We start from the raw sequence: 26,252 nt of genomic DNA, 5'->3' as shown, positions 1-26,252 counted from the left end.
CCTGCCCATCAGGACGCGCATGGCGATCGTCACGTCGGTCGCCGTCGCCGCGGTGGTGCTCGCCTGTGCGGCTGGGGCCTACTGGATCTCTTCCCGTGAGGTGTACCGGAGCCTGGACCTCGGGCTGATCCGGGAGGCGAGCGCACTGCAGCTGCAGCTGCACGCGGGCAAGGACCTGGGTGACGGGACCGAATGCGCGACCCTCGCCTCACCGGCGTGCTTCGAGGTGCTCGACACCGTGGACGAGAAGCCTGTCGTGCTGCCGGAACCGGAGGGCGTGGATGCGGTCATCAGAGGCGAGGCGGATCCCTTCCTGACGAACATCGATCTCATGGGCCTTCCCGGTCGGATGTACGTGACCCCGCTGCTGGACGGCGGTGCTCTGTTGGTCGCTGTCCGCGCCGATCAGCAATTCCGGGCGCTGGACCGGATCGCCCGATTTCTCGCGCTGCTGTGCGGCGCAGGCATCGTGATCAGCGCTGCGCTCGGCTACGCGGTGGCGCGTTACACGCTGCGTCCGGTCACCCGGCTCTCCCGGGAGGCGCAGTTGGTCGCGAAGGAACGGGATCCGAGCCGGGAGATCGTCGTGGACGGGTCCGACGAGCTGGCGAGACTCGGCGAATCGATGAACACCATGCTGCGCGCCCTCGACGACTCCCTCCGCGCTCAGCGTCAGCTCGTCTCCGACGCCTCGCACGAGCTGCGGACGCCGTTGACGGGGATCATCGCGAACGCCGAGCTGCTGGCGCGAGGCGACGGGTTGACCGAGGAGCAGCGCACCAGGGTACGGGCGGCGCTGGCGCGCAGCACCGCCGACATGCGCACGCTGATCGACGACATCGTCGATCTCGCACAGGGATCCGAACCGGACATCGCGACCGAGGACGTGGCCTTCGACGACGTCGTGGTGGAGGTCGTCGAGGCCGCCCGCGCACACTGGCCGGAGATCGACTTCCGGGTCTCGGTCGGCGAGCACACCGTGCACGGGACCCGCGCACGGCTGGCGAAGCTCGTCTCGAACCTGGTCGACAACGCGGCCAAGTTCAGCACGGCCGGTGGCGCTGTCGACATCACCCTGGCGGACGGCGTCCTCACGGTGCGCGATCACGGCTCCGGCATCGACGAGGCGGACCTGGGCCTGGTCTTCGAGCGCTTCTACCGATCGGCGCGCTCGCGGGGCACCGCGGGGTCCGGGCTCGGTCTCGCCATGGCGCAGCAGATCGCCCGAGCGCACGGGGCGGTCATCACCGCGGCAAACGCACCCGACGGCGGTGCGCTCTTCACTGTGCGGTTGCCACCCTCCCGGTGAGCCCGTCTGCGGCTCGGCGCGGTGCTCTGATCTTCCTCTAACGTTCGGTGCCTACCGTCGCTCGTCATGAGAGCACTGAAATCGACTCGAGCTTTCGCCACGGCAACGGTCGCAGCCGTGGCGCTGGCGCTCGCGGCAACGGGATGTTCTGCAGAGCAGTCGGATTCGGCCGTCCGCGTGGACGGGAACACGGTGATCGTGCCGATCGACGGCGGCGAGGTGCGGGTCGACGTGAACGACCTGAGCGTCCGCGGTCCCGTCGAGCTGTCCGCCGCGGCGGCGACGGACCTGGGCGCACCAGGGGAGATCTCGGTGGAGGCCACCCGCGCGCACTGGTCGTATCCCGAACGCGGTCTCGACGTCACCGCGACCGCGCGCGACGGTCGGCTCCTCGTCGACATGACCGGCCGTGGCGAGCAGGAGCTGGCGTGGCCGGTCACCGGCACCGGTGCGCGGGACCTGCAGTTGCCGCGCGGTGAGGGGCTGAGCATCCCGGTCGACGACGCCTTCTGGAACGACCCCGACACCGGTCTGGTCGGAGAGGAGGGCGAGCGGCTGCAGGACCTGACCATGCCGTTCTGGGGGTACAGCGCGGGCGCCGTCGGTGCGAGTTACCTGGTGCCGACCGACATCGGCACCACGCTGGGGTTCAGCTCGGTCGACGGCCGGCTGCGCGGCACCTCCGTGCACGAGTTCAGTGAGGCCAGGGGCACCGGCACCTATACCGTTGCGCTGTCGCTCACCGACGGATCGCCCGTGGCCGCCGCCAAGGACTACCGCGCGCTGCTGCAGCAGCAGGGCGGCCTGCGCACCCTGACGCAGAAGATCGCCGCGAACCCGGACACCGAAAAGCTCGTCGGTGCCTTCCACGCCTACCTGTGGGGCGACGGTCGCACCCCGGAGTCGGTGCGCAAGCTCGAGGACCTCGGCCTCTCGAGACTGTGGCTGGGCTACGACTCGGACGACCAGCCGATGACCCGAGAGTCCGTCGAGACGGCAAAGGACGCAGGCTATCTCGTCGGTCCGTACGACACCTTCGGCAACGCGCAGGACCCGTCCGGCGAGGTCGACAATCCGTCCTCCCGGTGGCCCGAGGGGGTGTGGCCGGGGGACTGCGTCGTCGACGAGAACGGCGAGCGGGAAAGCGGATTCGGCGGCAGGGGCTGCTACCTGAGTTCGCAGGCGCTGGCGGCGCGCCCGGATCTGCTGGCGAGCCGGGTCGCCGGGAAGGTGGACAACGGCGCGAACAGCTACTTCCTCGACGTCGATGCGACGGGCGAAGTCTTCGACGACCACAGCCCCGACCACCCCATGACCCAGTTCCGGGACCGGCAGAACCGCCTCGATCGCATGGGCGTGATCGGGGAGGACCTGGTGCTGGGCTCGGAGACTGTCGGGTCCTGGGCCAACGGCGTCGTGTCCTTCAGCCACGGCTCGAGCACCCCCGTCATGAACGACCTCTGGAAGTTGGAACGGGACAAGGCGACGTGGGGTGCGTACTGGGGGAAGAACGGACCGGCCACCTTCTTCAAGCCGGTCGAGCTGCCCGAGAAGCTGCGCGCCGGGATGTTCGACCCGAAGTACCGTGTGCCGCTGTACGAGACCGTGCTGCACGATTCGGTGGTCAGCACGGATCGTTGGGAGCTGTCCTTCAACAAGCTGCCATCCCTGCAGACCACCCGCGCGCTGCTCGCGATGCTCTACAACACCCCGTTGAACTACACCCTGAATGCGCAGACCATCGCCGAGGAGGGGCCGCGGATGGCGACCATGCAGAAGTTCTTCGCCACCATCCAGGAGGCCGCAGGAACCGAGCCGATGAACGACTTCCGGTGGCTGACCGATGATCGCACGGTGCAGCGCACCACCTTCGGCGACGGAGCGCTCGAGGTGACGGCGAACTTCGGCGAGCGCGCCTTCGAGGATGCCGACCTCGGGGCCGTGCAGCCCGGCTGCGTGGCCGCCTCGATCGGCGGCGAGGTGACGACGCTGTGTCCCTGACGAGATGCTGTCGCCGGGCCGCCGATCAGCCGCCCAGCATCGCCGCGCCGAGCGTGGATTCCGGCACCGCGAACCCCTCGATCAGGGTCAGGGCGTGCGGGCGCAGCGTGCGGCAGCGTTCGTTGACCCCGCGGGTCACCGCCTTCGCGCGCTCGACGGACAGCTGCCGGTGCTCCATGAACCAGGCCTTGTCCTCCTCGATCACCGTGAGCGCGTACAGGTCGCACAGATCGCCGAGCAGGTCGGCGGCCGCCTCGTCCTCGCACGAGTCGATGCCTGCGACGAACGCCTCGAGCACCACCCGGTCGATGTGCGCCTCGGCCGCCCGCAGCACGTGGTCCTGCACGGTGTTGAAGGCATCGAAGGGATCGTCCTCGCGCTTCTGCGCGCCCTGCAGCCGCCGGGCCGCCGTGGACAGCAGGTACTCCTCGCGGTCAGAGAACATCGTCAGCTGCGTGCCCCGGTTGAACAGGCTGCCGTCCTCCTCGTTGTCCTGCCGGGTGTCGAGGATGGTCTGGATGATCTGCTGGGCGGCGGTGCGCTTCTTGACCACGTCGGAGACGGTGGTGGCGGCGAAGCGCATCCACTCGACGGGACTCATGCCGCGGACCTCCTCGGCGTACGCGGTGAGCAGTTCCTTCGCGACGAGCTGGGTGAGCACGTGGTTGTCGCCCTCGAAGGTGGTGAACACGTCGGTGTCGGCCTTGAGCGCGACGAGCCGGTTCTCGGTGAGGTACCCGGCGCCGCCGCAGGCCTCGCGGCACTCCTGGATCGCGCGGGTGGCGTGCCAGGTGTTGGCGGCCTTGAGCCCGGCCGCCCTTGCCTCCAGCTCGCGCTGTTCCTGCGGGTCCACCTCGTCCGCGGTCTGGATCTCGTGCAGCCTGGTCACCAGCTGGTTCTGCGCGAAGTGCAGGGCGTAGGACTTCGCGATCAGCGGCAGCAGCCGGCGCTGGTGCACCAGGTAGTCCATGATGAGGACCTCGTCGTCACTCTTCGGCTTGTCGAACTGCCTGCGCTGCAACGCGTATCGGGTCGCGATGCTCAGCGCCACCCGGGCGGCCGCGCCCGCCGCGCCGCCGACGGTGACGCGACCGCGGATCAGGGTGCCCACCATGGTGAAGAAGCGCCGGTTCGGGTTCTCGATCGGGGAGGAGTACGTCCCGTCCGCCGCGACGTCGGCGTACCTGTTGAGCAGGTTCTCCCGCGGCACCCGCACCCGGTCGAAGACGATCCGGCCGTTGTCGACCCCGGGCAGGCCGCCCTTGTGGCCGCAGTCGGAGGTGGTGACCCCGGGCAGGTCGGCACCGTCCTCGCCGCGGATCGGCACCACGAAGCAGTGCACGCCCTTCGACTCGGGCTCCTCGCCCGGTGCCGCGGTGATCAACTGGGCGAACACCGCCGCCATCCGGGCGTGTTGGGCCGCGCCGCCGATGTAGTCCTTGCGGGAGGACGGCGTCGGGGAGTCGATCACGAACTCCTGGGTGGCCGGGTCGTAGGTCGCGGTGGTCTCCAGCGCCTGGACGTCGCTGCCGTGGCCGGTCTCGGTCATCGCGAAGCAGCCGAGCAGGTCGAGGTCGATCAGCGGCCTGACGTAGGCCGCGTGATGGCGTGCGGTGCCGAGATTCTCGATGGCGCCGCCGAAAAGCCCCCATTGGACGCCTGCCTTGACCATGAGCGACAGATCGGACATCGCGAGCATCTCGATGCTGGTCACCGCGGCGCCCACGTCGCCGGTGCCGCCGTGCGCGGCGGCGAAGCCGTTGGCCGCGTAGCCGGACTCGGCGAGGATCCGCATCTGCTCGAGTGCCTTGGCGCGGGCGGCCTCGAGATCCGGGGTGAAGTGCGGGGCGAACTCCTCGCGGGTCAGGTCCACCCGGACCTTCTCGCGCACCTCCCGCCACTGCCCGTCGAGAGTGGTCCGCAGGTGGTCCGCTGTGGTGGCCATGGTCCGACGGTAGCGCAGCGGTGGCCGTCGCCGCCCTATGCTGACCTGGCCAGGTCAGGTCCCGGATGCCGAAAGCGCGAGGACGACGATGATCACGCTGATACCCGACAACCAACGCCGCACCCTCGACGAGCTCGGCGATCGCCTGGACCTCGAGATCGGCGACGTCACCGCCAAACGGTCGGCCTACTGGCTGATGTTGCTGCTGTCCGCGACGATCGCCGTCGCAGGCGTGATCAGCGACTCCACCGCCACCGTCATCGGCGCGATGATCGTGGCCCCGCTCTCGACCCCGATCCTGGGCATCGGGCTCGGCATCGTCACCGGGCGGGCAGGCGCGGTGGGCCGGAGCATGCTGTACGTCCTCGTCAGCGCCATCGCCGTCGTCGCGCTCGGCGCGCTGATCGTGCAGTTTCTCCCGAATCCCACCAACGTGCTGACCAATTCGCAGGTGACGGGGCGTACCTCGCCGACCCTGATGGATCTGCTGGCCGCGATCGCGACCGGTTTCGCCGGCTCGATCGCCATGGCCCGCCGCGACGTCGGTGACGTGCTCCCCGGTGTCGCGATCGCCATCTCGCTCGTTCCGCCGCTGGGAGTCGTCGGCGTCTGCCTCGGGTCGGGTGCGCCGTCCCTCGCCGCCGGGGCGCTGGTGCTGTTCCTGTCGAACGTGCTGGCCCTCATCACCGCGTGCACGGTGGTTCTCATGGTCGCGGGCTACGCGCGTGACGCGGCCGAAACCTACGGTTCGGCTCGGCGTACCCGCGCCTACCTCGCCATCGCCGCGACCTTCGTCGTCGTGGCGGTCCCCATGGTGCTCAATTCGCTCTCGAGTCTCTGGGCGAGCCAGGTGCGCGATGCCGCGCAGCAGTGGCTCGGTGACACCCCGTCCGCAGAGATCGGCACCGTGACGATCCAGTCGGACACCGTCCTCGTCGACGTCACGAGCCCTGGCGACCTCCCACCGATCGACGACCTCCAGGGCTCGGTCGACGAGATCGTCCCCTGGAACCCGACAGTTGTGGTGCAGCACACCGTCGGTCAGCGAGTCGAGGCCGACCGGTAGCGGTTCACCTCGTGCGCGGCACCGCGGGCAGGATCGTCCCGGTCACCTCGCCGAGCCTGAACCGTCCGCCTGCGGGGGAGGGCGCGGTGGCCGCGATGGTCACCACGTCGCCGTCCTCGAGGAAGGCGCGGGTGCTGCCGTCGGACAGGGTGATTGGTTCCCTGCCGGCGTCGGTCAGCTCGATCAGCGAACCGACCTGATCGCGTCCTGGACCGGAGACGGTCCCCGATGCGAACAGGTCACCGGTGCGCAGGCGGGCGCCGTTGGCGGTCAGGTGCGCCAACATCTGCGCGGGCGACCAGTACATCCCGCGGTAGGGCGGCCGGGAGATCACCTGTCCGTTCAGTTCGACCTCGAATTCGATGTCCAGGCCCCAGTTCTCGGTCTCCCGCAGGTACTCGAGCGGCCCCGGGTCCTGAGCGGCGCCGGGCCGCCGGGCCGCCTCCAGCGCGGCCAGGGGCACCACCCACGGTGAGATGGAGGTGGCGAAGGACTTGCCGAGGAAGGGGCCGAGCGGCACGTACTCCCAGGACTGCAGGTCGCGGGCGGACCAATCGTTGAGCAGGACGACGCCGAAGACGTGATCGGCGAAATCATCTGTGCGGACGCAGGTTCCGAGATCGCTCGGGATGCCGACCACATAACCGAGCTCGACCTCGAAGTCGAGCCTGCGGGTCGGACCGTCGGTTGGCGCCTGCTCGTCCGGGGCCTTGCGCTGTCCGGTGGGTCGCACGACGGCGGTGCCCGACGGCACGACGGTGCCCGCGCGGCCGTGATAGCCGATCGGCAGGTGTTTCCAGTTCGGCGGCAGCGGCGGCTGGCCGGGACGGAACATCCGGCCCAGGTTGGTGGCGTGCGGCTCGGACGCGTAGAAGTCCACGTAGTCAGCGACGTCGAAGGGCAGGTGCATCTGCGCCTCGGACAGGGGGTGCAGATAGGGCTGGACCCGCTGTCGGTGCGCCGGGTCCGACAGCAGCTCGGTGATCTCGGTGCGCACCTCCGCCCAGCGCGCGCGACCGAGGGCGAGGAAGGCGTTGAGGGTGGTCGAGCGCAGTGCGGCCTCGTCGACGACGGAGGTGAGGTCGAGCACGTGGTCCCCGATAGCAACGCCGATGTGCCGGTGCAGGGCGCCGGTGGAGAACACGCCGTAGGGGAGGAGATCAAGACCGCTTGCGACTGCTTGCAGGTCGCTCGAAACAACACCGTTGCTCATGCCTGCGCCCCTCCCAGTCCGAAAGTGCCTGGCCCGCAGTCCGATCGGGTGGGCGCCAGGCCTAGCCTCACCGCCTCGAGCATCGGGGTCTCGGTGTCGCACGACCCGAAACAGGTCAGCACCGACCGGGCGGGCACCGGGTCGTGCAGCGCGCGAGCCGTCGAGCGCAGCCGGTCCCGGTCCTCGTCGGCCAGTATCGCGGCGGTCTCGGCAGCCGATCCGGATCGCGCGGCGTCCGCGGCCAGCACCAGGTTGAGGAAGCCGTGATGGGTGATGCCGGTCGCCGGGTCGGTCTGCCGGATCGCGTGGTGCAGCCCGGCGGTGGCCTTGGCGGGTACCCCCGCGCCCGCGGCCGCGACCAGCGCGGCGGCCAGGGCGTCCGGCGTCGGGAACAGCTCGGCCCCGGTCCCGCCGCAACGCAGCTTCACTCCGAGCGGCGCCCCGTCTTCGGCCCGACACTCGGCCAGCGCGGCGATCACCCCGGCGGCGTCGGCGACGGTCGCAGGCTCCACGAACAACGGCACCGAAGCGGGCCCGCCCCCGGTGGCGTCGATCAGCGCGTCGAGGGCGCCGCGCCATCCTCCCTGTGCCGGCGTCAGCGTCGACTCGATGCCGACCAACTCGGCACCGGGGGAGTGGTGCAGTGCCGCGACGGCATCCGCGAGCGCGGGCACGTCCGCGATGACGAGCACCGCGAAGCGGTCGTCGGCGTCGAGGTGACCGAGCAGCTCGGGTACCCGGGACGCGGGGCACACGAACCGGTGCGTGAGCATCGGTTGACCGGACGCGAGGTCGCGGCGGTGGCGTGCCACCGCCGCCGCCATGTCGAGCGCGGCGGGTTCGAACAGGCCGGCGTCGTCGACCAGGTGCGCGAGCAGCGCGGTCATGACGACGGCCCCCGGCCCGACCAGGACCACGCATAGGAGGGATCCTCGACGGCCAGCCCGCCCTCGCCGAGCGCGAGGGGCCGGAAGGTGTCGACCATGACGGCGAGTTCGTCGAAGAACTCGGCGCCGATGCTGGCCTCGGCCGCCCCCGGCTGCGGTCCGTGCGCGATGCCGCCGGGGTGCAAGGAGATCGAGCCGCGGCCGATGCCGGAGCCCTTGCGTGCCTCGTAGTCGCCGTCGACATAGAACATGACCTCGTCGGAGTCGACATTGGAGTGGTAGTACGGCACCGGAATCGCGAGCGGGTGGTAGTCGACCTTGCGCGGCACGAAATTACAGATCACGAACCCGGTGCTCTCGAACACCTGATGTGCGGGCGGGGGCTGGTGCACTCGGCCGGTGATCGGTTCGAAGTCGGCGACGTTGAAGGTGAACGGGTACAGGCAACCGTCCCACCCGACGACGTCGAACGGGTGGGTGGGACAGACCAGGCGGGTACCGACGAGTCCGGTGCTGCCGCGGTGTTTGACCAGCACCTCGACATCGGTGCCGTCGCGGAGCAGCGGCTCGGTCGGCGCGTGCAGGTCGCGCTCGCAGTAGGGCGCGTGCTCGAGCAGCTGCCCGAACCGCGACAGATACCGGTGGACCGGCCCGATGTGGCTGCTCGATTCGATCGCGTACGCGCACAACGGTTCACCGGGGTTCGGCAGCCATCGATGGGTGGTGCCACGCGGAAGCAGGACGTAGTCGCCGCGACGGGCCCCCAGCGCCCCGAACACGGTCTCGACGGTGGCGGATCCGGCCTCGACGAAGACGCATTCGTCGCCGACCGCGTTCCGGTACAGGGGCGAATCCTGCTGCGCGGCGACGTACGAGATCCGGACGTCGTCGTTGCCGAGCACGAGGCGTCGGCCGGTCACGGGGTCGGTGTCCATGGGGTTCCGGACCAGCTCGTGGAGTGTGAGGTGCCGTGACCTGAGCGGGTGATTGGGGGTCAGCGACTGGTCGGGGAGTTCCCATGCCGTCGAGTCGACGATCGCCGAGGGGGTGCCGAGGTGGTAGAGCAGCGCGGAGTCGGAGGAGAACCCCTCCTCGCCCATGAGCTCCTCGCGGTAGAGCTCGCCGCCGGGCGCGCGGAACTGCGTGTGACGCTTCGGCGGTACCTGACCGACCTGGCGGTAGAAGGGCATGGCGTTCCTCCCGGCGTCGAGCTCCGGTCCGCCCCCTCGGCCCGTGATGTGATGCGGATCACATCAGTTGCCACTATATCGCCGTGCCAGATATCGCCGGCTCGGTACGGAAACCAGTTGCCCGGGCTGTGTCAGCCACCGACGATCGCGCCGATATCCGCCTGCATAATCGACACGCCCCGCAATCGCGCCCTACCTGCGCCGACTCGGCGATCATTGCTGTCCATCTCGGGACAGTCCTCTCCCGTCAACGGATATCCGCGCCAGCAGGGCGTCCGCCGCCGTCGCGAAGACTGCGGGGAGGTCGATTTCGTCGGGCAGGGTTGCCCACTGCGATCGCACTCCGTCGTTGAGCGCCAGGAGCTCGAGGATCACTTGCCGCGCATCGGTGTCCGGCTTGAGCTCGCCGTCGGCGATGCCCCGCTCGAGAACCGGAACGAGCGCAGCGAGGATCCTGGACATATTGCTCCGCAGCCGTTCGCTTGCGGGGTTCGACTCGAGCAGCGCCTCCCCGTTGAGCACCGCACGAAACCGCACGAGTTCCGGGTGCGCCATGCTCTCGCGGACCGATGAGACGAACTGCTCGAACAACTCTCGCGCCGATCCGGACTGCGCGACGACCGGTACGAATGGCTGCTCGCGCACGTCGACGGCGGTGAGGAACAGTTCCTTCTTGGTTCCGAAGTGGTGGATGACGGCGGCATCGCTGATACCGGCATCCGTGGCGATCCGGGCGATGGACGTGTTGGTGTAGCCGTAGCGGGAGAAGTGGTCGACCGCGGCGGTCAGGATCCGCTCGCGGGTGTCCTCGCCCGGTGCATACCGCCGCCGCGGCCGAGGTCTCCGTCGGGATGGGGATGTGCCGTCCGGCGAGTCTGTCCGTTCGGGCGCCATCCGGACCTTCCCTTCATCTAGCGAGTGACTACCGGGTGTGGAGCCTATTGGCTCGCCTCGCCCGTTCGCCCGATGCCTCATGTCCGTACAGGGTGCGCCGCTGGACCGTCATCGCTTCATGGTCCTATTCACAAATGCTTAGTGGCCACTTAGTATTCTCCCTCGAAAGGCAGCTGACAATCACGGAGGCCGCGGTGACCTGCGGTTATACGTCCACATCCCGAAATGGAGAGTTGTCCATGAGATTGCCCAAGCATCGGTCGCGGCTGCGCTCAGTCGCGCGAGCCGCCGTTCTCGCGGCCCTGTCGTCCTGCTTTGTCGCGTCCGTCGCGACTCCCTCGGCGGGCGCAGGTGAGCCGTACCCCCTCGACGGCACGCTGCGCCTGAACCAGATCCAGGCGATGGGTACGCACAACAGCTATCACCCCGGGCTGATCCCGGAGGGGCTGCCGCCCTCGCTCGGCGCCCAGTATCCGATCGAGCAGATCAAGATGGGCCTGGACTATCAGCACAAGCCACTGACCGAGCAGCTCAGCAGGCTCGGGGTCCGGCACGTCGAGCTCGACGTCAACGCCGACCCCGACGGTGGCCGCTTCGCGGAGGCCCCGATGCTCGCCGAGGTGGGCGCCCCGACGCGCATGGCCGACCCCGCGTGGGCCGATCCCGGGCTCAAGGTCTTCCACGTCCCGCAGGCGGACCAGCGGACCACCTGCGTGAAGTTCACGGCGTGTCTCGGTGAGCTCAAGCAATGGTCAGCCCTGAACCCCGGACACCTGCCGATCATGGTCTTCGTCGAGTTCAAGGACATCGACATCCTCCGGACCTACCCGAATCCCCCGATGCCGCAATGGGGGCCCGCCGACTACGACCGCGTGGACGCGGAGGTTCGGTCCGTCCTTACCGACGACCAGCTCATCACCCCGGATGACGTCAAGGGCGGCTACCCCACTCTGGAGGCCGCGGTCCGGGACAAGCAGTGGCCGACCCTTGCCGAGTCGCGTGGCAAGTTCCTGTTCGTGAACTGCAATTGCCTTGCGGGTGACCGGCATCGTCGCGACTACCTGCGCGCGGATGGCAGCCTGGCCGGGCGCGTCATGTTCCCCACGTCGCAGCCGGGTAACCCGGACGCCGCGGTGATCCTGGCGGACGACTCGGTCCAGAACGCCGCGCGGATCCGCGAGCTGGTCGAGGCCGGCTACCTGGTGCGCACCCGCTCCGACGTCAACACCATCGAGGCCCGCACCAACAGCACCGCCGCCCGGGACGCGGCGTTCGCCTCCGGTGCGCAATTCGTCAGTACTGATTACCCGGAGCCCGATCCGAGGCTGGGCAACAACTACTCGGTCCAGGTCCCAGGCGGCACCCCGGCTCGCTGCAACCCGGTCAATGCGCCCGCGAACTGCAGGCCGCAGGACATCGAGAACCCTGCCTTCCTGCACGTCCCGCCGGGCGGTGGCTCGTCGATCGGCGGAAGCTCCGATGTGGGGAGCTCGCTGTTCGGTAGCTAGCGCGGTCGAAGCGCGTCCCGGCCGACGGCGCGCGTCCGTCCCGGTCGTGCTCACGGCCCCTGCGCCTTCGGGTGTGGGGGCCGTTCCGCGTGGTTACGCGTCCGGCTCGGTGGAGGTCCTCGACAGCATCTAAGTCCTGAGTCTAGACTCAGAACCGTGACGTGCACCCTCTCCGAAACCCTCGCCGTGATCGGTGAGCGCTGGGCCCTGCTGATCGTTCGCGAGGTCGCCCTCGGTCTCCGCCGCTTCGACGAGCTCCGGGCTGCAACCGGCGCGCCGCGCGGGGTGCTGTCGGACCGCCTGCAGCGCCTCATCGCCGCAGGCGTGCTGACCACAAGGGATTACCGGGTCCCCGGCAGTCGGGCCAGGCAGGAGTACGTCCTCACCGAGGCGGGTCTCGACCTGTTGCCGGTGCTGGCCGCGTTCTCCGACTGGGGGGAGAAGCATCTCGCCGACGGCGGGGTGCCCGAGGTGGTCTACCGGCACACGGGATGCGGCGGCCGGGTGACCGCGCGCCTGGTGTGTGAATGCGGCGGGGATGCGGATGTGCACGAACGCGTCATCGCCCAGGTCAATCGCTGAACCCGACGTCCGACGCTCGATCGCAAAAGCAAGTACCGAGACAGCAAGTACCGAGACAAAGGAGTGCTCCATGTCCCTGGCCACCACCACCGATGCCGCCTTCGCCGCCGACGTCCTCTCGTCCGAGACGCCGGTCCTCGTCGAGTTCACCGCGAGCTGGTGCCCTCCGTGCAAGATGGTCGCGCCGGTCCTCGAGCAGATCGCGGACGAGGAGTCCGGTCGCCTCGCCGTCATCGCGTTGGACGTCGATGAGAACCCAGGGACGGCCAGGGAATATCAGGTGATGGGCATGCCGACAATGGCATTGTTCATCGGCGGGGAAATGGTCACGACGATGGTCGGCGCCAAGCCCCGCGCGGCGATCATGCGGGCGCTGGAGCCGCATCTGCCGGAGGCCTGACCCCGCGCGCGGATCGCCGAGTGTGCACCTGTCGGGGCATCGCCCGAGTGGGAGTGTCGGGAGGTGCACACTCGGCGAAAGTGGTTGGTGGACTAGCGGACCGGTGTTCGAGCCGGGATGCGCTGCCCGAAGTCGGTCGCGACCAGGTAGTCCACCCACGCCCGTATCGCCTGCGGCAGGGGAGGAAACGTCAGTCCGGCCCGCTCGGCGAGCGCCCGTGCGGAATCGGTCGGGTACCGGTCGGCGGAGAGGAAGCCGAGGGTCTCCGGGTCCGCGCCGGTCAGCTTCGCGGGCAACCTGCGGATCACCCCGACCGGCACGTGGAATCGAGGGGCCCGCACGCCGAGGGTCCCTGCGATGTCGCGGAGCAGCTCGCCGAGCAGCGGTGTGTCCTCGTCGAGAACCCACAGTGCCGCACCGGGTTCCGCGTGCTCGGGCACGGCGGCGAGGAACCGGGCGAAGTAGTCCGCGGTGACCACGGGGACCCAGACGTCCTTGCCGCCGGGGATGACGGGGAGCCTGCCGCGGTGGAGGTCGCGGACCATCGCGGCAAGGCCGATGAACTGGGTGGTCTCGCCGGTCCCGGAGTCGCCGATGACCGTCGACGGGTTGACGATCGCGTACGGGATGCCGTGTGCCTCGGCGTGATCGCGCACGGCGTGGTCGGCCTCGATCTTGCTGGCCTCGTAGGCGCCCTTGTCGCGGTAGAGCGTCGCGTTCACGGTTGCGCCGGCCACGCGATACCCGCTGATGTGCACGAACCGGCGTAGCCGCGGCAGTTCCTGCGCCCAGCGCAGCGCGGCCACGGCCCCGTCGACGTTGACCGCGCGAGCCTCGGTCTCGGTGAGCCCGAAGGCGAACCGGCCGCCGAGGTTGTAGACGTCGCGCACGGTGGGCAACGGGGCGAGGCCGAGGCCGGGCGCGGTCAGGTCCCCGTCGACGACGGTCAGCAGTTCGGTGTTCCCGCCGTGGGCGGCCACCCAGTCGCGGAGCTCGTCGCCGCGTTCGGCGGCGTTCCTGACCATCGCGGCGACGTGCCTGCCCTGGCGGGTGAGTTCGGGGATCAGCCACCGGCCGATCAGTCCGGTGGAACCGATGACGAGGGTGTCGGGCGTGCTCATGAGGTCTCCAATAGTTTCCGGACGGCGCGCACCGCCGCATCGATGGGTTCGCGGGACCGCCGGACCCGGCCGACGAGCAGTGCGCCCTCGATGAGGGCGAAGACCTCGGTGGCCAGCGCGGCGTCGCCGATGAGGTCAGCGAGGGCGGCCTCCCAGTCGGCGTAGATCTCGGCGCACACCCCGCCGAGCGGGTCGGTGCCCGCCGTCTCGAGGGCGACCGTCGCGATCGGGCAACCCTTGGTGAAGTCGGAGGCGACCTGCCGGTCGGCGAGAGCCTCCAGCAGCCGTGTGATGACATCCGCGGGCGAGCCGCCGAGGGAGTCGGCCATCAGTGCGTCGAGCGTGCCCGCGCTCTGTCGGAGTGCGGCCTCGACCAACTCGTCCTTGCCGCCGGGGAAGTGGAAGTACAGCGAGCCGCGCGGTGCGCCGCTGCGTTCGAGCACCTCGGTGACGCCGGTCGCCGCCACGCCCTTCTCCTCGACCGCGGTCGCCATGACCGTGATCATCCGCAGCCTGGTCTCCTCGCCCTTCTTCACGGGATCAATATAGACCGGTCTACATATTTTGGGAAGCCGGCCGGTTCGCCGACCCTCCTCGGTCTATCGGGGCTGGGTCTTGCGGAGCTGGCCGATGACGTCGGGCGTGAGCCGGCGGGCCAATTCCTCGAGTAGCGAGGTCACCTCGCCGATCGCCAGCGGGTCGTCGGTTCCCAGGGTGGCGGCCAGTGCGGTCTCGATCGATGCCGCCCTGACCTCGCCCATCCGGTCGGACGCCTCCGCGGCCGGGTGGATGAGCACGCGCCGCCGGTCGCCCGGATCCGGCTGCGTGGTGATCGCCTCCGCATCCCTCAGTCGTGCGACGGCGCCGGACACCGCGCTCTGCGGGAATCCGGTGCGCGCCGCGATCTCACCAACGGCGCTCCCGGGGTGGTCGCGGATGTCGCTGGCGACGATCAGCACGGTGCGGGTGCCGGTCGGGTGGCGGCCGACGCCGTCGGCGGGCAGCGCCTCCTCGCCGATCTTCATCAGGGTGCGCCCCAGCAGGAACAGGTCGATGCCATTCACGCAGGCGATATTACATCGACATAGATGCATCAAATGTGATACATCTATTGTGATGCTTATCGACGAGAGGAGCGTGCAATGAACGTGGGCAGCCGAACGGGGACCCGATCGGGATCACTGCGGGTGGAGGGTGCATCCCTGTACTTCGAAGTCAGGGGGGCCGGACCCGTCCTGCTGATCTCCCAGAGCGGGGAAGGGGATGCGGGCCGCAGTCGGGACCTGGTCGACCGGCTGGAGGCGGACTACACCGTGGTCACGTATGACCGGCGCGGCCTGTCCCGGAGCGTCCTCGACGATCCGGAGAGCGGCGTGACCCTTGTCCAGCACGCCGACGATGTCCACCGCCTGCTCGCGGAGGTCACCGACGAGCCGGCCCGGATGCTCGGGTGCAGCCTGGGTGCCTCGATCGGACTCCACGTCGCGGTCGGCCACCCCGAGCAACTCGCGACCCTGGTCGCGCACGAGCCGGTCAGTCCGCGACTGTTGCCGCCCGGGCGCCGGGCCGAGCACCAGCACGAGCTGGCCGAGATCCAGCGGGTCCATCGCGCCGAGGGACTGGCAGGAACCCTGCAGCTCGTCGCGAAGGTCCTCGGCATCGACCCGCACAGCACGGAGGTCGAGCCGGGGCTGACGCCGATGCCGATGTCGCCGCAGCGAATCCGTAACTTCGACTTCTTCGTCGAGCAGGACTTCTCCGCGATCATCGGGGACACGCTCGACGTCGCCGCGGTCGGCCGAACGCCGACCCGCATCGTCCCCGCCGTCGGCCGGGCGACTCCGGAGACCGTTTTCGACCGGGCGTGCGCGGTAGCCCTGGCCGACCTGCGAGGTGAAGTGGTCCGCGTGTTCCCAGGCGGCCACAACGGCAACACGAGCCACCCGAGCGCGTACGCCGAAGCCCTCCGCGCCGCGCTGAACTGACGGCGGCCTTCGCGGTCACGCCAGGGCGGCCCGCACCAGTGGCAGGTGGCGAAGCGGGATCTGGTTCTCCAGGGCGATCACCGTGGACGACCGCAGCACGTTCTGCCCGTCCACGATCTGATTGATCACCCGTTGCAGGTCCGAGTGTGTCCGCGCCACCACCCGGATCAGCACGTCGCCCGCGCCGGTGGTGGTGTGGGCCTCGAGCACCTCGGGAATCGCGACGAGGTGCTCGACGACCGCGCGGTGCCCGCGACCCTGGACGATCTCCAGGGTCGCGAACGCGGTGACCGGGAAGCCGAGGGCCTCGGCGTCCAGGGTCGGGGCCATGTCTGCGATCACGCCGTCGCGTTCGAGCCGGTTCAGGCGGGCCTGCACGGTGCCGCGGGCGACACCAAGCCGGCGCGATGCCTCGAGCACCCCCACGCGTGGCTCGGCGTGCAGGAGCTCCAGCAGGTCGGCGTCGAGGCGATCGATGCTCATCGGTGCGCTCCTGGTCATCTTGTCCAACAATTCACCGCCACGCTCCAGCATTCTGTACATATTGAGCAGCGTCAATCCTCATCGTTGCGCAGGTGAGGGGCCGAGGTCACAGTGAATCCATGACGATCGCGGACATTCGGTTGACCCCGCGCGAGCGCGCCGCGCACCTGCGCGCGAACGATCTGCACCGGCTCGTCGGGCTGGTCGAACACGACGACGCGGCCGACCCGTTCCCTGTGGTCGGGATGGACGCGGTGGTGTTCGTCTGCGGGAACGCCAGCCAGAGCGCCCACTACTTCGTCTCCACCTGGGGCATGACTCTGGTCGCCTACGCGGGGCCGGAAACCGGTCAGCGCGACCACAAGTCGTTCGTGCTCGAGTCCGGCTCCGTCCGGTTCGTCCTCGAGGGCGCGGTCAGCCCCGACAGCCCGCTCGCCGATCGGCACCGCAGGAACGGGGACGGCGTGGCGGACCTGGCGCTCGAGGTGCTCGACGTGGACCGCTGCATCGAGCGGGCGCGGTCGCAGGGCGCCACCGTCCTCGAGGAACCACACGACGTCACCGACGAGTTCGGCACGGTGCGGCTGGCCGCCATCGCCACCTACGGCAGCACCAGGCACACCCTCGTCGACCGCAGCCGGTACGGCGGGGTGTACCTGCCCGGGTTCGCCCCGCGCAGTTCGGGATTCGTCCGCCGCCCCGGTGCGCCGGAGCGCCTGTTCCAGGCGCTCGATCACGCCGTCGGCAATGTCGAGATGGGCCGGATGGATCACTGGGTGCGCTTCTACAACCGGGTCATGGGCTTCACCAACATGGCCGAGTTCGTCGGGGACGACATCGCCACCGAGTACTCGGCGCTGATGTCCAAGGTCGTCGCGAACGGCAACCATCGGGTCAAGTTCCCGCTCAACGAGCCGGCGCCGGGGAAGAAGAGGTCGCAGATCGACGAGTACCTCGAGTTCTACGGCGAACCCGGCTGCCAGCACCTGGCCCTGGCCACGGGCGACATCCTGCGCACGGTCGACGCGCTGCGCGCGGAGGGCGTCGAGTTCCTCGACACCCCCGACGCCTATTACGACGACCCCGAGCTGCGGGCCCGGATCGGCCGGGTGCGGGTGCCGGTCGCCGAGCTCAAACGTCGCGGCGTCCTCGTCGACCGGGACGAGGACGGCTACCTGCTGCAGATCTTCACCAAGCCGCTCGGCGACCGGCCGACGGTGTTCTTCGAGCTGATCGAGCGGCACGGCTCGCTCGGCTTCGGCAAGGGCAACTTCCGGGCCCTGTTCGAGTCCATCGAGCGCGAACAGGCGGCGCGCGGAAACCTCTGAGCCCAAACGTCCCGTGACCGGATCGGTATTCGTTGCGCTGGCGAACTGTGCACGAGTCGTGTTCTATCGACTAACTATGAGCTCAGTCACCCGCATCGTCGCAGGAACACTCGGAGCAATCGCCATCGCCGCCGGTGCGGCCGCGACTGCCACGGCCGCGCCCGCGGCCTCTGCCTCTGCCGCGTCGGCTCCGTACACCCTGCTGGCCGACGGCAGTCACACCGAGTACCAGGTGAACCCGGTGCTCACCCAGGACGACGTGCTGAACACCAACAAGGACTTCACCTCGCTGCCCGGCGTCCGGGCGCACAGCATCGACGGCCGGAACTTCACCTTCTACCGGCTCGTCGACGGCGCCCGGATCGGGATGGTCCGGATCAACGAGGTCTGCCTGCCGACCGGGGTCTGCCACGGCCTGATCGTGGACGGCCCCAGCCCGGTCTTCTGACGCCGACCCTCACCCCGCCCATGTGGTCGGCACGTCGCCGCCGCCCTCGGGACTGACCCGGGTACCCACCTGGGCGAGCAGCGGCACCGGCGCGATCGGCCCCGCGAACAGCGCCTGACCGAGCCCGAACCCGGTCGCCCGGTGCAGCAGCGGCGCGGGCACGTGGGAGAACAGGGTGCTCAGGTCCTCGATGTCGGCGGCGCCGTTCATCCGCATCAACACCAGGTTGTCGCACTGCGAGACCACGTTCGGGTGCACCTTGCCCGGCCGCTGGGTGGCGACGAACAGGTGCAGGCCGAACTTGCGGCCCTCACCGGCGATCAGCGCGCCGAGTTCGGCGGTGGCCGCCAGCAGCGGATCCCCGGTGGTGGCGGGCAGCACGTTGTGCGCCTCGTCGATGACGAGCAGCACCGGCTCGCGGTCCCTGCGGCCCGCCCACCGCCTACCGAGGATCGCCAGCGCGACCGCGGTCCGCTCGTCCGGCCGCGACAGGCTCCCGACGTCGACGACGACGCAGCGCGCGCGGCTCACGTCGTACTCGACGGCCGAGCGCTCGCCGTCGCGCCGCCACAGGTCCCACTCGCCGATCCGAAGGTTGCCGATCCGGGCCGCGAGCCGTTCGGTGTCGTGGTGCGCGGCGGCAGCGGCCTCCAGGTCGTCGACGGAGTACGGTGCCGTCAGCGTCGCGGTGACCTGGCGCAGCGCGCGGAAGTCGTCGAGGTCGCGGATCGGGTCCATCCGCAGCAGCAGTGCCTGGATGTCGAGGTCGAGGTCGCTGAAGTCCAGGCACAACGTGTGTTCGGCGCCGTTGCCGCGCGCCCGCGCCACGTGCACCCCCGACGCGACCTCACGGTGGCGCTCGGCGGCGGGCGAGGAGTCCTCGGGGTCGCAGGAGCCGAGGAACACGTGATCGGAGTTCGGGTCGAGCACCACGATCGGCAGTTCGGTCGAGCCGAGCAGTCGCTCGAGCAGGCCACCCGTGGTGTAGGTCTTGCCGGAGCCGGACTGCCCGCACATGAAGGTGTGTCGCGCGAAACCCGTCGATCGCAGCTTGGCCGGGACGCTCGGCGCCTGCCTGAGCACCCCGATCTCGATGGCGGCTGCCGTCCCGGTGAGGCCCTCGGCGATCAGGGCGACCTCGTCCTCCGTCGCGGGCCGGATCGGGCGTTCACCGAACGGCTCGACCGCCCGCCGCTCCAGGAAGAAGGCGCCGTCGAACTCGCCGAGCGTGGTCGCGGATCCGCCGAGCGAGCGCATCAGCGGTCGGACGCTGGCCGCGACGACACCGAGTTCCGCCATCTGGTCGCGCACGGTGAAGTCGAGCTGGGGCCCCTCGCGTTCGACCATGCGGACCTCCCGCACCTGGACCGCGACGCGGCGCGCGCCCTCGAACTCGATCACCGCGAACCCGCCGACCTCGACACCGATCTCGATCGGGCCCATGAAGGACACCGCCCGGCCGTCGGCGGACACGGCCACCTGTGCGGCCGCGAAGCGTTCGTAGAGTTCGTGTCGGTGGTCCTGCAAGGCGTCCAGCGTCGGTTCCATGCCGAACATCCTGGCATCACGACTTCGGGTGTCCGATCGGCCGGGATGTCGGTCGCCCCGGTGTGTCCTCGGTCGCTCTCCTACACCCTGTCGTTGGCAAAATCTCGACAACTGGGACACTGGAGGCCGTGACTGTTCCCACCAGCGCCTCTTCTCAGCCCGCCAGCACCTCCGCGCAGCTCTTCGAGCGGGCGGGCGCCGTCATCCCCGGGGGCGTCAACTCCCCGGTGCGGGCCTTCCAATCGGTGGGCGGCACCCCCCGTTTCATCGCCAAGGCGTCCGGTTGCACGCTGACCGACGTCGACGGCAACGACTACGTCGACCTCATCTGCTCGTGGGGACCGATGATCCTCGGACACGCGCACCCGGCGGTCGTCGAGGCCGTGCAGAAGGCCTCGACCACCGGGCTCTCGTTCGGTGCCCCCACCGAGGGCGAGATCGAGCTCGCCGAGGCGATCGTCGACCGGGTCGCCCCCGTCGAGCAGGTCCGCCTGGTCAACTCGGGCACCGAGGCCACCATGAGCGCGGTCCGGCTGGCCCGCGGGTTCACCGGCCGCACCAAGATCATCAAGTTCTCCGGCTGCTACCACGGCCACGTGGACGCCCTGCTCGCCGACGCGGGCTCCGGCGTCGCCACACTGGGGCTGCCCACCTCGCCCGGCGTCACCGGCGCGCAGGCCTCGGACACCATCGTGCTGCCCTACAACGACCTGGACGCGGTCGCGCAGGCCTTCGCCGCGAACCCCCAGCAGATCGCGTGCTTGATCACCGAGGCCGCCGCGGGCAACATGGGCGCCGTCGCGCCGAAGCCCGGGTTCAACGAGGGCCTGCGCCGGCTGTGCACCGCCCACGACGCGCTGCTGATCATGGACGAGGTGATGACCGGCTTCCGCGTCAGCTCGGCCGGTTGGTACGGGATCGACGGCGTCGCGGGAGACCTGATGACCTTCGGCAAGGTGATGAGCGGCGGACTGCCCGCCGCGGCGTTCGGCGGCCGCGCCGACGTGATGGGCCACCTCGCGCCCGCAGGCCCGGTGTACCAGGCGGGCACCCTGTCCGGGAACCCCGTCGCCGTGGCGGCGGGCCTCGCCAGCCTCCGCGCCGCTGATCAGAGCGTGTACGACGCCCTCGAACGCAACTCCGCGACCCTCGGCAGGCTGCTCGGTGACGCCCTCACCGAGGCGGGTGTGCGGCACCAGGTGCAATTTGCAGGCACCATGGTGAGCGTGTTCTTCGCCGACCGTCCGGTCACCAACTACGCGGAGGCGAAGGCGAGCGACACCTGGCGCTTCCCCGCCTTCTTCCATGCGCTGCTCTCCCGCGGCGTCTACGCACCTCCGAGCGCCTTCGAGGCCTGGTTCGTCTCCGCGGCCCTCGACGACGCCGCGTTCGACCGTATCGCCGCCGCGTTGCCGGCCGCAGCCAAGGCGGCTGCCGCCGCGCAGGCACCAACCACCTAGACCCCGCACCCCTAGATCACGGAGCCAAACCACGTGAGCACCCTGCAGCAGACGCCGACGCCCGACCCCGCCGAGTCGCGCACCATCGTGCACGTCCTCCGCCACGGCGAGGTGCACAACCCGAAGGGCATCCTCTACGGCAGGCTGCCCGGCTACCGGCTGTCCGTGACCGGTCAGGCGCAGGCCAGGACGGTCGCCTCGGTGCTCGCCGGTCACGACATCACCCACGTGGTGGCCTCGCCGCTGCAGCGGGCGCAGGAGACCGCGGCGCCGATCGCGGGAGAGCACGGGCTGACCCTCGTCACCGACGACAACCTGATCGAGGCGGGCAACGACTTCGAGGGCCTCAAGGTCTCGGTCGGCGACGGCGCGCTGCGCAGGCCTCGGCACTGGTGGAAGCTGCGCGACCCGTTCACCCCGTCCTGGGGCGAGCCGTACCTGCAGATCGCGCACCGCATGCTCGCCGCCGTCAACACCGCGCGCGTAGCCGCCGTTGGGCACGAGGCCGTGTGCGTCAGCCACCAGTTGCCGGTGTGGACGCTGCGCAGGTTCCTGCAGGGCGAGCGGCTCTGGCACGACCCGCGACACCGCCAGTGCGGGCTGGCCTCGCTGACCTCGCTGGTCTACGAGGGCGACACCCTGGTCGACATCGTCTACTCGGAGCCCGCGGGCGCGTCCGATCCGAGGGTGACCGGGGCATGAGGCGGTTCGTCCGGGTGGCTGCCGCGGTGCTGGCGGTCGCCGCCGTCACCGCCGGTTGCGGCACCGGCACCGACGCCGTCGCGCAGGGCGGCACGTTCGACTTCGTCTCGCCGGGCGGGCAGACCGAGATCTTCTACGACCCGCCGAGCGAACGCGGCACCATCGGCAACATCTCCGGGCCCGACCTCATGGTCGAGGGCAAGACCACGTCGCTGTCGGACTTCGAGGGCCAACCGGTGGTCATCAACCTCTGGGGCCAGTGGTGCGGGCCGTGCCGCGGCGAGGCCGACGACCTCGAGAAGGTCTACGAGAGCACCAAGGACCTCGGCGTCGCCTTCCTCGGCATCAACGTCCGGGACCTGCAGCAGGACAAGGCCCAGGACTTCGTCACCGACAACAAGGTCGGCTACCCGTCGGTCTACGACCCCTCGATGCGCACCCTGACCGCGCTCGGCGGCAAGTTCCCGACGAGCGTCATCCCGTCCACCCTCGTGCTCGACAAGGAGCACCGGGTCGCGGCGGTGTTCCTCAAGGCGTTGCTGGCGGAGGACCTCCAGCCGGTGGTGGAGAGGGTTGCGCGGGAACAGTGAGCACCATGAACGACGCCGTCCTGGCCGCCGGGATCGGTGAGACCTTCGGCAACACCGCGGCCTCCGGGCCGCTGCTGCTGGCGCTCGGCGCCTGCGTGCTCGCGGGACTGGTGTCCTTCGCCTCGCCGTGCGTGGTGCCGCTGGTGCCGGGCTACCTGTCCTATCTCGCCGGGATCGTGGGCGCGGACGCACCCGCGGTGACCGCGGCCGAGGCGGGCGCCCTCAAGACCGAGACCGACACCAGGTCCGCCGCGCGCATGCGCGTCGCGGGTGCGGCCGGGCTGTTCGTGCTCGGGTTCACGGTGGTCTTCGTGCTGGCGACCGCATCGGTGTTCGGCCTGATCTCCGCCCTCACCGTCAACCGGGAGGTGCTGCAGCGGGTCGGAGGGGTGATCACCATCGCGATGGGCCTGGTGTTCATCGGCCTGGTGCCCGCGCTGCAGCGGGACGTGCGCTTCGAGCCGCGGCGGGTGTCCGGCCTGATCGGCGCGCCGCTGCTCGGCGCGGTGTTCGGGCTCGGGTGGACGCCGTGCCTCGGCCCGACCCTGGCCGGGGTGCTGTCCGTTGCCGCAGGCACCGAGGGCGCGACCGCCGCCAGGGGCGTCGCACTGATCGTGGCGTACTGCATCGGCCTCGGGATGCCGTTCGTGATCCTGGCGTTCGGCTCGGTGAGCGCGCTGCGCGGGGTGGGCTGGCTGCGCCGCAATGCGCGCGCCATCCAGATCTTCGGCGGCCTGATGCTGGTGGCGGTGGGCGTCGCCCTGGTCACCGGCGCATGGGACGTCTTCGTTGGTTGGGTTCGTGACGCGTTCATCTCGGAGGTGACGTTGCCGATATGACGGTGACAGAAGACAGGCAGGCCCCGACGCCGCCGCAGCGGCAATCCCTCGCCGGGCGGGGCGTCGCGTTGGTGCGCAACACCTGGCGCGGCCTCACCTCCATGCGGACCGCGCTGGTGCTGCTGTTCCTGCTGGCGTTCGCGGCCATCCCCGGCGCGCTGCTGCCACAGCGCAGCCTGAACGCGGGCAAGGTCGACGAGTACATCGCGAACCGGCCGACCCTCGGTCCGCTGATGGACAAGCTGGAACTGTTCGACGTCTTCGGCAGCTTCTGGTTCACCGCCGTCTACGTGCTGCTGTTCGTGTCGCTGGTCGGCTGCATCACGCCCCGTTGCTGGGAGCACTACAAGGCCCTGCGCACCAAGCCGGTCGCGGCGCCGCGCAACCTGGCCCGGCTGCCGCACCACACCGAGGTCACCGTCGCCGACGAGCCCGAGGCCGTCGCTGCCCTGGTCCGCGGGCAGCTGCGCGGTTGGCGCACGGTCACCCGCACCGGCGACGAGCTGCGCGCGGGCAGGCCGGGCGAGGTCACGGTGTCGGCGGAGAAGGGCTACCTGCGCGAGGCGGGCAACCTGCTCTTCCATCTGTCGCTTGTCGGACTGCTGGCCGCGATCGCCATCGGGAAGCTGGTCGGCTACGAGGGCAACGTCGTGGTGATTGCCGACAGCGGCCCCGGCTTCTGCACCACCTCACCCGCGGTGTTCGACTCGTTCCGGGCAGGCAACACCCAGGACGGCACCGGGATGACTCCGCTGTGCGTGAAGGTGAAGGACTTCAAGGCCGACTACCTGGACAACGGCCAGGCCGAGATGTTCACCTCCAACATCGAGTACCAGGCGGGCGAGGACCTGGCGAACAACACCTGGCGCGAGGACCGGCTACAGGTCAACCATCCGCTGCGGGTCGCGGGCGACCGGGTGTACCTGCAGGGCCACGGCTACGCGCCGACGTTCACCGTGACCTTCCCGAACGGGGAGACGCGAACCGAGACGCTGCAGTGGCGCCCCGACGACGCGACCACCTTCCTCTCCAGCGGGGCGATGCGGTTCGACCCGCCCGGCGGGATGTACCCCGATCCCGCGGAGCGCCGCAAGAACCAGATCGGCATCGAGGGCCTGTTCGCGCCGACCGCGCTGTTCCACGGCAACCTGCTGGCGTCGAGCTACCCGGCGATGACCGATCCGGCCGTCGCGATCGACATCTACAAGGGCGACACCGGGCTCGACACCGGCAACCCCCAGTCGCTGTTCTCGCTCAGCAAGGAGCTCGTCAACCAGGGCCGGATGGCCAAGCAGGACCGGGTCAACCTGCGGCCGGGCGAGAGCGCGACCCTGGCGGACGGCACCAAGGTGCAGTTCGACGGGGCCAAGGAATTCGTCAACCTCCAGGTCTCGCACGACCCCGCGCAGCAGTGGGTGCTGGTGTTCGCGATCTCGATGATGGCGGGCCTGCTGGTGTCGCTGCTGATCAAGCGGCGCCGGATCTGGGTGCGGGTGTACCCGGCCGATTCAGATGCCGACACGGTGTCGGATACATTGGATCCGCATCGACGACGTACCGTAGTAGAGCTGGGTGGGCTCGCCCGCACCGACCAGGCCGGTTGGGGCGACGAGTTCGACCGGCTGAGCAGCCGTCTGCTCGCGGACCTCGAGACCTCGAAGACCACCTCGGAGAACCGCGCCTGAGGCGCAGGAGAGAACCATGCCGATCAACGAGACCATTGCCCAGTACAGCGACTGGGCGTTCGAGTCTGCGTTCGCGATCTACGTCCTTGCCTTCGTGCTGCTGATCGCCCAGTACGCGACCGCGCGGGCGAACGAGGTCCAGGCGCGCGAGGCTCGCGAGCTGGTGGCCGCCGGTGGCGTCGCCGCGCCCGCGGCGCCGTCCGTGCCGGGCAAGGTGGTCGAGGCGCCGCGTAAGCCCTGGTCCGAACGGCTCGGCAACATGGCGCTCGCGCTGCTGGTCGTCGGCGTCGCGCTGCACATCGGCTCGATCGTGCTCCGCGGCTTCGCCACCGACCGGTTCCCGCTCGGCAACATGTACGAGTTCGTCACGATGGCGACCGCGGCCGCGATGCTCATCGGGTTGGTGCTGCTGCGCAAGCAGGCATACCGCTCGCTCTGGGTGTTCGTGCTCGTCGTGGTGGTCCCGCTGATGTTCCTCGCGGCAACGGTGCTCTACGCCGACGCGGCCCCGGTTGTGCCCGCCCTGCGGTCGTTCTGGCTGCCGATCCACGTCACCATCGTGGCCACCGGCAGCGGCATCTTCCTGGTCTCCGGCGTCGCGAGCCTGATGTTCCTGCTCCGGATGCGGCAGCCGAAGGGCGAGGAGAGCGGCGGCTTCTGGGGCAAGGTCGCCGAGCGACTGCCCGACGCGCAGACCCTCGATCGCCTGGCCTACAAGACCACGATCATCGCCTTCCCGCTGTTCGGCGCGGGCGTGATCCTCGGTGCCATCTGGGCGGAAGCGGCCTGGGGCCGATTCTGGGGCTGGGACCCCAAGGAGACGGTGTCCTTCATCGCCTGGGTGATCTACGCCGCCTACCTGCACGCGCGGGCGACCTCCGGCTGGCGCGACACCAGGGCCGCGTGGATCAACATCGCCGGATTCGTCGCGATGCTGTTCAACCTGTTCATCATCAACATGGTGGTCTCCGGCCTGCACTCCTACGCCGGTCTGAACTGATTCTCCGATAGGAACCAGACCGCGCGGCCTGCTAATGTCCCAGCGCGGACTCGGCGATTGGACGAGTT

At 69.8% G+C, this 26,252-nt stretch carries 25 protein-coding genes; 15 read left to right on the top strand and 10 right to left on the bottom strand.

The window, feature by feature from the left end:
* Positions 1 to 19 precede the first annotated feature (19 nt).
* Both BR31_RS0109420 and BR31_RS0109415 read left to right on the top strand, forming a co-directional pair.
* Positions 20 to 1,309, top strand: a complete 1,290-nt coding sequence (locus tag BR31_RS0109420; RefSeq protein WP_037176076.1) for a HAMP domain-containing sensor histidine kinase — start codon at positions 20 to 22, stop codon at positions 1,307 to 1,309.
* A gap of 66 nt (positions 1,310 to 1,375) precedes the next feature.
* On the top strand, positions 1,376 to 3,310 hold the full coding sequence (locus BR31_RS0109415; RefSeq protein ID WP_051637111.1) for a glycoside hydrolase: 1,935 nt from the start codon (positions 1,376 to 1,378) through the stop codon (positions 3,308 to 3,310).
* Positions 3,311 to 3,335: 25 nt separating this feature from the next.
* Here the strand turns inward: BR31_RS0109415 and BR31_RS0109410 are convergent, their stop codons facing one another.
* Positions 3,336 to 5,255: an acyl-CoA dehydrogenase family protein gene (locus tag BR31_RS0109410; protein ID WP_027500740.1), complete on the bottom strand. Its 1,920-nt coding sequence runs from the start codon at positions 5,253 to 5,255 to the stop codon at positions 3,336 to 3,338.
* An 88-nt stretch (positions 5,256 to 5,343) separates the two neighbouring features.
* Here BR31_RS0109410 and BR31_RS0109405 point away from each other — a divergent pair, with 88 nt between their 5' ends.
* The gene (locus BR31_RS0109405; RefSeq protein ID WP_027500739.1) at positions 5,344 to 6,321 is read left to right on the top strand and encodes a TIGR00341 family protein; all 978 of its coding nucleotides are present in this window, start codon (positions 5,344 to 5,346) and stop codon (positions 6,319 to 6,321) included.
* Positions 6,322 to 6,325: 4 nt separating this feature from the next.
* Here the strand turns inward: BR31_RS0109405 and fahA are convergent, their stop codons facing one another.
* From fahA to BR31_RS28025, 4 genes are all read right to left on the bottom strand, one after another.
* Entirely contained in the window at positions 6,326 to 7,534 is a 1,209-nt protein-coding gene (gene fahA, locus BR31_RS0109400) for a fumarylacetoacetase (RefSeq protein WP_051637110.1), read from the bottom strand.
* The gene (locus tag BR31_RS28030; protein WP_051637109.1) at positions 7,531 to 8,451 is read right to left on the bottom strand and encodes a hypothetical protein; all 921 of its coding nucleotides are present in this window, start codon (positions 8,449 to 8,451) and stop codon (positions 7,531 to 7,533) included. Before BR31_RS28030 ends, fahA begins: the two co-directional genes overlap by 4 nt.
* Complete coding sequence (locus BR31_RS0109390) at positions 8,418 to 9,611, bottom strand: homogentisate 1,2-dioxygenase (protein ID WP_027500737.1); 1,194 nt, start codon at positions 9,609 to 9,611, stop codon at positions 8,418 to 8,420. Before BR31_RS0109390 ends, BR31_RS28030 begins: the two co-directional genes overlap by 34 nt.
* 213 nt (positions 9,612 to 9,824) lie before the next feature.
* Positions 9,825 to 10,505, bottom strand: coding sequence for a TetR/AcrR family transcriptional regulator (locus BR31_RS28025; RefSeq protein ID WP_051637108.1), 681 nt, complete (start codon positions 10,503 to 10,505; stop codon positions 9,825 to 9,827).
* A gap of 239 nt (positions 10,506 to 10,744) precedes the next feature.
* Here BR31_RS28025 and BR31_RS30990 point away from each other — a divergent pair, with 239 nt between their 5' ends.
* The 3 genes from BR31_RS30990 to trxA all read left to right on the top strand — a co-directional run bounded on the left by BR31_RS30990 (position 10,745) and on the right by trxA (position 12,995).
* Entirely contained in the window at positions 10,745 to 12,013 is a 1,269-nt protein-coding gene (locus tag BR31_RS30990) for a Ca2+-dependent phosphoinositide-specific phospholipase C (protein ID WP_081830389.1), read from the top strand.
* Positions 12,014 to 12,169: 156 nt separating this feature from the next.
* Complete coding sequence (locus tag BR31_RS28015; RefSeq protein WP_051637107.1) at positions 12,170 to 12,595, top strand: winged helix-turn-helix transcriptional regulator; 426 nt, start codon at positions 12,170 to 12,172, stop codon at positions 12,593 to 12,595.
* 70 nt (positions 12,596 to 12,665) lie between these two features.
* A complete protein-coding gene (gene trxA, locus BR31_RS0109370; RefSeq protein ID WP_027500736.1) occupies positions 12,666 to 12,995 on the top strand; it encodes a thioredoxin in 330 nt (109 codons plus the stop codon).
* A 92-nt stretch (positions 12,996 to 13,087) separates the two neighbouring features.
* On the opposite strand, the gene BR31_RS0109365 is transcribed toward trxA, so the two are convergent.
* The 3 genes from BR31_RS0109365 to BR31_RS0109355 all read right to left on the bottom strand — a co-directional run bounded on the left by BR31_RS0109365 (position 13,088) and on the right by BR31_RS0109355 (position 15,180).
* A complete protein-coding gene (locus BR31_RS0109365; RefSeq protein WP_027500735.1) occupies positions 13,088 to 14,116 on the bottom strand; it encodes an SDR family oxidoreductase in 1,029 nt (342 codons plus the stop codon).
* Entirely contained in the window at positions 14,113 to 14,652 is a 540-nt protein-coding gene (locus tag BR31_RS0109360; protein ID WP_051637106.1) for a TetR/AcrR family transcriptional regulator, read from the bottom strand. Before BR31_RS0109360 ends, BR31_RS0109365 begins: the two co-directional genes overlap by 4 nt.
* Positions 14,653 to 14,715: 63 nt before the next feature.
* Positions 14,716 to 15,180 carry a MarR family winged helix-turn-helix transcriptional regulator gene (locus BR31_RS0109355; protein ID WP_027500733.1) on the bottom strand — a complete coding sequence of 155 codons (465 nt, stop codon included), beginning with the start codon at positions 15,178 to 15,180 and terminating at the stop codon, positions 14,716 to 14,718.
* Between the two features lie 78 nt (positions 15,181 to 15,258).
* Here BR31_RS0109355 and BR31_RS0109350 point away from each other — a divergent pair, with 78 nt between their 5' ends.
* On the top strand, positions 15,259 to 16,101 hold the full coding sequence (locus BR31_RS0109350; RefSeq protein WP_051637104.1) for an alpha/beta fold hydrolase: 843 nt from the start codon (positions 15,259 to 15,261) through the stop codon (positions 16,099 to 16,101).
* Between the two features lie 15 nt (positions 16,102 to 16,116).
* On the opposite strand, the gene BR31_RS0109345 is transcribed toward BR31_RS0109350, so the two are convergent.
* Positions 16,117 to 16,584: an Lrp/AsnC family transcriptional regulator gene (locus BR31_RS0109345; protein WP_027500731.1), complete on the bottom strand. Its 468-nt coding sequence runs from the start codon at positions 16,582 to 16,584 to the stop codon at positions 16,117 to 16,119.
* A 119-nt stretch (positions 16,585 to 16,703) separates the two neighbouring features.
* Here BR31_RS0109345 and hppD point away from each other — a divergent pair, with 119 nt between their 5' ends.
* Both hppD and BR31_RS0109335 read left to right on the top strand, forming a co-directional pair.
* Positions 16,704 to 17,912, top strand: coding sequence for a 4-hydroxyphenylpyruvate dioxygenase (gene hppD / locus BR31_RS0109340; RefSeq protein ID WP_027500730.1), 1,209 nt, complete (start codon positions 16,704 to 16,706; stop codon positions 17,910 to 17,912).
* A 76-nt stretch (positions 17,913 to 17,988) separates the two neighbouring features.
* Positions 17,989 to 18,360, top strand: a complete 372-nt coding sequence (locus BR31_RS0109335; RefSeq protein ID WP_027500729.1) for a hypothetical protein — start codon at positions 17,989 to 17,991, stop codon at positions 18,358 to 18,360.
* Positions 18,361 to 18,369: 9 nt separating this feature from the next.
* Here the strand turns inward: BR31_RS0109335 and BR31_RS0109330 are convergent, their stop codons facing one another.
* Positions 18,370 to 19,908, bottom strand: coding sequence for an ATP-binding protein (locus BR31_RS0109330; protein ID WP_156042410.1), 1,539 nt, complete (start codon positions 19,906 to 19,908; stop codon positions 18,370 to 18,372).
* A gap of 128 nt (positions 19,909 to 20,036) precedes the next feature.
* On the opposite strand from BR31_RS0109330, the gene hemL reads away from it, so the two are divergent.
* From hemL to ccsB, 6 genes are read left to right on the top strand one after another with little or no spacing between them, the layout of a single operon-like run.
* Positions 20,037 to 21,368 (top strand): glutamate-1-semialdehyde 2,1-aminomutase, encoded by a 1,332-nt coding sequence (hemL, locus tag BR31_RS0109325; protein ID WP_027500727.1) that lies wholly within the window; start codon positions 20,037 to 20,039, stop codon positions 21,366 to 21,368.
* Positions 21,369 to 21,401: 33 nt separating this feature from the next.
* Positions 21,402 to 22,070: a histidine phosphatase family protein gene (locus tag BR31_RS0109320; RefSeq protein WP_027500726.1), complete on the top strand. Its 669-nt coding sequence runs from the start codon at positions 21,402 to 21,404 to the stop codon at positions 22,068 to 22,070.
* Positions 22,067 to 22,660, top strand: coding sequence for a TlpA disulfide reductase family protein (locus BR31_RS0109315; RefSeq protein ID WP_037176073.1), 594 nt, complete (start codon positions 22,067 to 22,069; stop codon positions 22,658 to 22,660). The genes BR31_RS0109320 and BR31_RS0109315 overlap by 4 nt, the downstream gene beginning before the upstream one ends.
* A 5-nt stretch (positions 22,661 to 22,665) precedes the next feature.
* Complete coding sequence (locus tag BR31_RS0109310; RefSeq protein WP_027500724.1) at positions 22,666 to 23,499, top strand: cytochrome c biogenesis CcdA family protein; 834 nt, start codon at positions 22,666 to 22,668, stop codon at positions 23,497 to 23,499.
* Complete coding sequence (gene resB, locus BR31_RS0109305) at positions 23,496 to 25,184, top strand: cytochrome c biogenesis protein ResB (protein WP_027500723.1); 1,689 nt, start codon at positions 23,496 to 23,498, stop codon at positions 25,182 to 25,184. Before BR31_RS0109310 ends, resB begins: the two co-directional genes overlap by 4 nt.
* 16 nt (positions 25,185 to 25,200) lie before the next feature.
* On the top strand, positions 25,201 to 26,184 hold the full coding sequence (gene ccsB / locus BR31_RS0109300) for a c-type cytochrome biogenesis protein CcsB (RefSeq protein ID WP_027500722.1): 984 nt from the start codon (positions 25,201 to 25,203) through the stop codon (positions 26,182 to 26,184).
* Positions 26,185 to 26,252: the final 68 nt, after the last annotated feature.

Origin of the sequence: Rhodococcus sp. UNC363MFTsu5.1 (genome assembly GCF_000686785.1) — a bacterium.
Lineage (GTDB): Bacteria > Actinomycetota > Actinomycetes > Mycobacteriales > Mycobacteriaceae > Rhodococcus_G > Rhodococcus_G maanshanensis.
The sequence above is the reverse complement of the archived record's forward strand: the minus strand, read 5'-3'. Positions and strand labels throughout refer to the sequence as shown.